This window comes from Rhodococcus sp. NPDC060086, assembly GCF_042730275.1.
GTDB lineage: Bacteria > Actinomycetota > Actinomycetes > Mycobacteriales > Mycobacteriaceae > Rhodococcus.
The window spans coordinates 97,265-104,773 of sequence record NZ_JBHWWZ010000014.1 but is presented as its reverse complement, the minus strand read 5'-3'; the positions used below and the strand labels follow the sequence as shown (position 1 = coordinate 104,773).

At 69.0% G+C, this 7,509-nt stretch carries 4 protein-coding genes; all 4 read right to left on the bottom strand.

The window, feature by feature from the left end; all coding sequences use genetic code 11:
* Positions 1-92: 92 nt before the first annotated feature.
* The 4 genes from ACFWB0_RS11350 to ACFWB0_RS11335 are packed head-to-tail and all read right to left on the bottom strand — an operon-like array spanning position 93 to position 7,361.
* A complete protein-coding gene (locus tag ACFWB0_RS11350; protein WP_378490536.1) occupies positions 93-272 on the bottom strand; it encodes a hypothetical protein in 180 nt (59 codons plus the stop codon).
* A gap of 26 nt (positions 273-298) precedes the next feature.
* Positions 299-4,492, bottom strand: coding sequence for a TIGR02680 family protein (locus ACFWB0_RS11345; protein ID WP_378490535.1), 4,194 nt, complete (start codon positions 4,490-4,492; stop codon positions 299-301).
* Positions 4,489-5,904, bottom strand: coding sequence for a TIGR02678 family protein (locus tag ACFWB0_RS11340; protein ID WP_378490534.1), 1,416 nt, complete (start codon positions 5,902-5,904; stop codon positions 4,489-4,491). The genes ACFWB0_RS11345 and ACFWB0_RS11340 overlap by 4 nt, the downstream gene beginning before the upstream one ends.
* On the bottom strand, positions 5,901-7,361 hold the full coding sequence (locus ACFWB0_RS11335) for a TIGR02677 family protein (protein WP_378490539.1): 1,461 nt from the start codon (positions 7,359-7,361) through the stop codon (positions 5,901-5,903). The genes ACFWB0_RS11340 and ACFWB0_RS11335 overlap by 4 nt, the downstream gene beginning before the upstream one ends.
* Positions 7,362-7,509: the final 148 nt, after the last annotated feature.

Here is a 7,509-nt window from a genome sequence, read left to right as displayed (position 1 = left end):
AAGACGTGTGCTTGCATGCGCGGACCCGGTGAAGCAGGAACCCGCTGAACAGATCTTGCCGGATGGTGAGGCTGCGTAGGAATCCTCCGTGTTCATGCGGGGGAGGAAGTCAACTCGACTCCGCGCATAGCGAGAGCCAACCGATACAGATCGGGGGTTTCCTCAGTGACCGGCACGGTGATCTTCCCGGTCACCTGAAGTCCGTTGCGTTCGAGATGACGGCGGGCCCTGTCGAGCACCGCACGCAGTTCGTTGCTTCCGGCCCAGCTCATCTACTCTCCCCGGAATCCCATGCCGATCAGGCGAACTCGAACGCACCATCCACCGGCTGCGTCACCCGCCGCGTGCCCGGCGACCCCAACGCCGTCGCCAGATCCGACCCGTCGTGCTCGGCGAGCAACTCGCCACCGGACCACACCAGCAGCGTCGCCGCGACCGTGTGCTCCGCCACCGAATGCGACAGATCGTAGTGCGCACACCCCGGTACCCCACCGTAGGTGATCCACAGATCGAACCCGGTCATGAACAGGTCGAGGTCGAATTGCACACACAGGCCCAGCAACTCGCTGCGCCCGGTGTCGTCGACACCCGCGAACGCCTCATCGAGCGCCAGCAGCCGCGGCGCGTGCGGATCGGCGGAATCGAGCATCACGTGCGCCGCCGCGAACAACGGCAGATGCAGCGACACCGACTGCTCACCACCGGACAACGCCGAATGCCGCGCCGGCGTCAACCGGTCCTCACTGCCATCCGACCCGATGAGGCTGAACGAGAACACCCGCCACCGCCGGTAATCCAGCGTCGCCGCGAGGATCTCCGGATACGACCGCTCCGGATGAGCCGCCCGCTCCGCGCGGATCCGCGACGCGAAATGCGCCCGGATCCCCGCCAGATCCTCCGGCGACAACGCCGACGCATCCCGATCGAGCAGTTTGCACACCGCCCGCGCCCGCTCGTCCAGATGATCGGCGAGCACCCAGTGCACCCCGATCGTGTTTCCCGACGACATGTGCCGCTGCCGCATCTCGGTCCCCATCCGGCCGATCAGATCGCGGGCATCAACAGTGCGTTCGTGGATCTGCTGAGACAACCCGGTCAGCAGCGCATCCTCGAGGATGCGGCGCTCCGAATCGGTGAGCAACGCCTCCTGCTCCTGCCGCGCCCGCGCGATGCGCGCCGCGAACCGCCCGACCGAGGTGTAGCCCTGCTCGTCCTGCACCTGCACCACCGTCACCCCGTCGGGAGCATCCCAGGTCAGGCGATAGTCGCGTCCCCGCGCGAGTTCGGCATCGAAGTCCTGCAGCGCCGACGTCAACGCCGACCCCGTCGACTTGCGCGCAGATTCCCCGGCCGACACCGACTCCGTCGCGGTCTGGAGCGACCGGAACAACCCGGCCACCTCGACGGGCAGCACCTCGACGGGCAGCACCTCGACGGGTGGCACCTCGACGGCAGCGCCGTCGACGCCTGTAGTGTGCCGGATCCGGTAGACCACCTGATCGGCATCGAGCCACGCAGCCTCGCTCGCCGGCCACGTGTGCTCGCTCTGCACCTCGAGCAACGCCAACAGGTCGCGGTGCGCGAACGGCGCCAACTTACGGGCATCGACGTGACATTCCACCAGCGCCGACCGCAACGTCTGCTCCGCGGCCGTGTGTGCGGCCTCGGACTTGCCGATCTGCTCGAGTGTCGACTGGAACGCATGTCGAGCCGCGCGTTCGGCTGTTTTCGCCGACTCGATTCGACTCCGGGCCTCCTCGAGTTGCGCATCGATGCGCTCGGCGCTCGCGCCGATCGACTCCCGCAATGTCTCGAGCCGCTGCTGCTGATGTGCCAGCGACTCCGCAGCCTCGAGAGACTGTTCGGCGGCCTCGTCCGCCGCGACCCGCGCCTCGTCGTGCCGAGACTGTGCTTCCCGCAGACGTTCGGCTGTGTTCGCCTGATCACGCAGCGCCCGGAGCAGCGTCTGGCCCTGCGTCCGGAAATGCCGGATCGCAGCGTCGAGGCTGTCCAGCTCGACGGCGGTGAGCGGGCTGCGGTGCCGCGCCGCAGCCGCACGCAGCTGCTGTTCCTTGACCGACGCATCGGCGATCGCCTGATCGTGATCCCGGTCGGCCGCCGCCGCCGAGTCCTGCGCGGTACGCAACGCACCCGCACACTCGGTCACCTTCCGCAGCGCGGCGAGGACCGAGCCGGTGCGGGGAAGTGCCTTCACTGCCCGGTCGAGAGCCGTGAGACGGTCGCCGAGCGACTGCTCTTCCTCACGCAGGGTCTGCGCCTCCGCGCGGGATTCGGCAATGGTCGCTTCGAGTTCGGCGATGCGCCGCTGCCGTCGTCGTGCACGGGCCGTCGCCCCGATGAACTCCGCATGATCCTTGCTGTGACGACCGAGCTGCACACCCTGCCGATATCCGCCGCGCACATCCACCGCGACGCCACTGCCCGGCTCCGCCGTCAACGCGATCGACGCGAGTACCTCCGCGACCCGAGACTCAGGTACCGGCGTATCAGATTCGGGCACAAGAACATCCGACAGCGTGCGGCCGGTCGGTCGCTGCTCCGTCGGCAACGCCAGCAGCAGCTGCTCCGATTCGAGATCCGGGATTTCACCGGCGCCCCCGACGAGCCACCCGTCGAGCAGATTCGCCGCCTGCAACGCCGCCTCGACGCCCGCCGCATCCTCCGCCGACACATCGTCCCGGAATCGCACGAGCTGCCACAGCGGCGCGCCGTCCATATCCGCTCGGCTCCCGCAGCGCGCGGGAAACGGCGGGGGAGCGTCGTCCCGCTCGGCCGCCACCGCAGCACGCTCCTGCTCGAGCTCACCGATCCGCACCCCGAGCGCATCGATCTCGGAGACCGTCGCGCGCCGCCGGAACCGGATCTCCTCGACGACCGGGCCGGTGTGCTCGGCCAGCACCGCAGTCGGCGAGGTGGCGTCATCCTCACCGACCACACCGAACGCGGCATCGAGCGCCTCGAACACCGGTGTCGACAATCCCACGCCGGACAGGGTGTTCGTGTGCTCGGTCCACCAGCGCCGCAGCTCGTTCGCCGTCTCACTGCGGGCCAGTTCGACGACGGTCTCCGCTGCCTCCACCGCCGCCAGCGCCGTGTCGCGCTGACCGCGGCTGCGCGTCGCCGCCACCTCCGCTCGCGTACGCGCCGCAGCCGCCCCCTCGACCTTCGACAATGCGCTGCGCACCGCCCGCACGTCGGCGTCGCGTTCCTCGGCGTTCGCCTCGATCACCGCGACCAGCCGCTCCGTCCGATCGATGTGCTCCACACCCGACCATGCGATGGACGCATCCTCGGCCGCAGCCTGCATCGCATCTTCCGTGCGGCGCCGCGTCGACGTCGCGGCGGTCACGGCGTCCTCGGCACGAGTCTGCTCGCCGACCCGATCGGCCAACGCAGCCTGCGCCCGCGTCGCATTGTCGGTCTGCGCCGCGGTGGTGCGTTCCAGGTTCGCCACCACCGACGCGAGGTCGTCGAGCTGCTGCTTGCCCTCGTACGCGCTCGACCGCTGCAACGCATCGAGCGTGGTGCGGGCCTGCTCGTGCTCCCGCTCCGCACCGGCGAGCCGCTCCTCCGACTCGGCGCGTGCAGCCGTGGCCTCCTGCTGCGTGGTGGCGGCCTGCCGCAACGCGAGCACCGCGGCGTCGACGGCCTCGAGCCGCCCCGCCACCTGCTCCACCGTCACCCGCGCCTGTTGCCGTACATACTTCGAATAGACGGTGACGAACCGCTGCGCCGCATCATCGGCGGCTGCCAGCGACTCCAGCGTGCGGGCCACCTCCTCCATGTCGGAGAACGACCGGGCCGCCTCGACGACCAGCTCGTCGTCGAGCGGCCGCAACCCGTCGGTCAGGGCCTGCGACAAGCCCTTCGGATCGAGATTCTTCGCCAGCTGCGGACGCCGCAACGTCAGGATCAGATTGATCAACTGGTCGTACCGTTGCGCGCCGAGACCGAACATCCGCGCATCGATCGCCGCCCGGTACTCGATCGGACGTTCGGTGATCGCATCGGCACCGACCTGCTCGATCAGCTGCTTCTTCGTCAGCGGCCGATCCTCGTCGTCGAGTAGCGAGAAGTCGACCCCGACCCGGCCGTCCACCACGAAATGCCAGCGGGTGACCTTGTCGTTGCCCTTCGTCGCGCGCATCCCGACCCCGACCGTCACAGCCTCCGGGTCGTCGCGCTGCCCGCGGCTGAACTCCATCCACACATACGAATGCGCGCTCTCCTGCCCCTGATACAGCAGATTCGAGCGCATCGTGCGTTCCTCACCGGCGAACGGGTTCAACCGGCGCGGCTCGATGCGCCCGTCCAACACGAACGGAAACAACACCTCGAGGGCCTTCGTCTTGCCCGAGCCGTTCGGACCACGCAGCACCAGACGACCGTCGGCAAACGAGAACTCCTGATCGCGGTAGTCCCACAGATTGATGATCCCGGCACGCGTCGGGCGGAAACGGGCGCTGCTCATGAAATCTCCGAGTCGATCGAATCAGGTACAGGGCATGGGGCGTCGGCCCCGGGCACATCGTCCGGCGGCGACGCATCAGGAAACAGATCGAACTCCGGATCACGCTTGCGCACACTGACCGTCACGCCACGGAACCGCGCCAGCGCCGGCAACGCCAGCACCCCGCCGGGCGTGCGCACCACCAACCGCATCTGCTCGAGCCGCTCCGTCGCCGCCTGCGCAAGCCCCGCCGGATCCGCCTGCCACTGCGCAGCGAACGTCCGCCCATAAGTCTGGACGAGCCGCCCGATCGTGCCCGCGATCCACGAATCCTCGATCAACGGATGCATCGGGGCCGGACGCTCCGACTCACCCTCGAGACGATCGACCAATTCTCCCGGCGCCGCGGACGCCAACGGGGTGAACAACCCCGACCGCGGAATCGCACCGTCGATCGCCGCCGCCAGCGCACCATGCCGATCAGAGGGCAACGGCATCCGCTCCGGCGCCGCAGCATCCGGATCCAGCACCCGATCGCACATCTCCCCGGCCAACAGCAACGCGACCTGCGCGACCGTCCCCGTATTCGGGAACCGCACATCCGACAACCGGCCCGACGTATCGACCAGCGCCACCCCCTCGGCGCGCCGCTCACACACCAGCCCCGTCAACAACTCCACCTCCTCGGTGGTGCGCGGCAACGCCAACTGCAACGCCTCGTCGTCCGACAACTCCTCGGCGTAGACCACCGGCTTCTGCACCAGCGCGCGACGCACCCGCCGCCGCACCTCACCGGTGTCGGTGTGCGGCACGGACGAGCCGAGCAGCGCCCGCACCGACGTCAGGTGCTGCAACGCCCGCGGAGGACGGAACACCGCGGCCACCACCGCACGATCGATGTCGTAGAGCGCCTCCCCGCGCCCCGGGTCGCTCGCCCAGCCACTCGCATCACCATCGGCGAGCGCCAGCGCACCCCGCGCCGTCAACCACGCCACCGCATCGACGAACGCATCCCGATCCGCGCTGCGCTCGGTGTCGAGATCGATGCCTTCCACCCGGCTCGCATCCGACGCCACATGATCGGCCAACTCCGACAACGTGATCTGACCACCACCGCGACCCAACGCCGCGATCGACAACGCCAGAAACGCATACCGGCGACGATCGAACGGCCGGTCCGTCGCGGTACTCGTACCCGCACCCGGATCGAGCCGATCCGCGACCGTGAACAACCGCGCCGTGGTCTCGGTGACCTCGAGCCGATACCCGAACGTGGCGAGCAGATCCTCACGCAATTCCGTCGCCCACCGGCGCAGCGACGACAACGCCGACCGATCCGGGAACGTCGCCGTCACCAGATGATGCGTCAGGATCAGCCGCGCCGCCCGCTGATACGCATCGAGATCGACCGACGCAATCGCACGCGCCCTCACTGCACCTCCACCGACAGATGATCCAGATACAAACTGCCCCGCGCGGTGCGCACCACCATCGACTCCTCACTCGGCCGCAACGTGAGCTTCACCCCGTTCTGTGTCCCCGACGTTCCCTCATCGGACCGCACCCGCCCACTGACCGGCACCCGCGCAGACAACGCCGCATCGAGCAGACTCAACAACACCTCGGCCTCCGGCTCCGAAAGCTCCCGCTCCCGCACACCACCGACCGCGAGCGACTTCGCGGCCTGCGCGCGGCGCCGCTGCGTCTCGAGCTGCTTCTCCCGCAACCTGCGCACCCCGGCATCATTACGCTGGATCCGTCCGGGCGCTCCCGCAGCGGGACGCCGCCCGGTTTCCGCGAGCGTGCGCGAGATCTCCACCGGCGGCGCCTCCCACCACGAACGGGTGACGGGGATGACGTCCGCGTCGGGATGCGGTATCGAGAAATGCCGGGGCCGGCCGAGATCGAACACGGCGCCGAACAGGGCATGCGCGGCGTCCTCGGTGGGCGCGTTCGCGAACCACCCCGCCAGGTGCCGCAACTGCGATTCGCGGCTGACGCCGCCGCGTCGTTGCTCGGTCAGGCGCCGCAGCAGCGACAGCACCGCCGAGATGGCATTGATCGTCGCGCCGCGCAGCCGCTCCGATTCGCTCGGCGCGGACCCCACACCGACGAACCAATGCTCGACACCGCGCCAGCGCATCCGCCAGTCGGCTTCGCGTTCCTCGAACGAGAGCAGCACCCGCTCGTCGTGCTGCGCCGCCAGCGTGGGCAGTGTGTCGGAGCCGGTGGCATGTACACGGTCGAGCGCCGCGGTGAGCTTCGGGGCGTAGCGGGCAAGATCGGAACTGAACTCGCGCATATGCGTGAGCAGCGCGTCCTTCTGGTCGAGGAACACTTCCGGGGTGATCTCGGTGGTGCGCACCAGATCGCCGAGCACCAGGTAGAACCGGGCGGCGCGTTCGGCCATGTCCGACAGCGTCGAGTCGAGCCGGTTCAATTTGCGGTAGACGAGTTCACCGTCACCGGCGGCGTTCGCGTCGGCGAGTTCGGTGAGATCGGCGAGCAGATCGGCCAGCGCCAGCCGCGACAGGGACACGTCCTCCCCGCGCGCCGACAGCACATCTTCCACTGCGCGGAACGCCCGGTAGCCTGCCTGGCCGAACTGGTAGACGTAGTGGCGATTGCGGTACTCGGCGAGCGTTGCGGCGCGGGTGCCGTCGTAGCTGCGCTCGAGCACACCCCACGCGTGGAGTTGCTCGAGCAGCGCCGGAAGGTCGGAGGCCTCGGGCCCGTCTCCGGGTCGGTCTGCTGCGATGCGGTTCAGGACGGTCTCGACGTCCCCGGCGTGCAGCAGCACCGTGTAGTTGCCGCGCGCGTGGTCGAATGCGCGCAGAACCCACAGGTAGTGGGTGCGTTTCTCGGCGGTCGCGAACGAGAACAACCGCAGCCGATCGTCCCGCACCAGCGGATCCTCGACCGCTCCGACGGGGGATCGACCTGTTTCGTTCACTGTGACAGGGTAGGCGGACGAGGCACTCGGGCCTGCATCACCCACGGCCCGTGTCGGCGACCGGCGTGCGCGTTCGCCCCCCGCG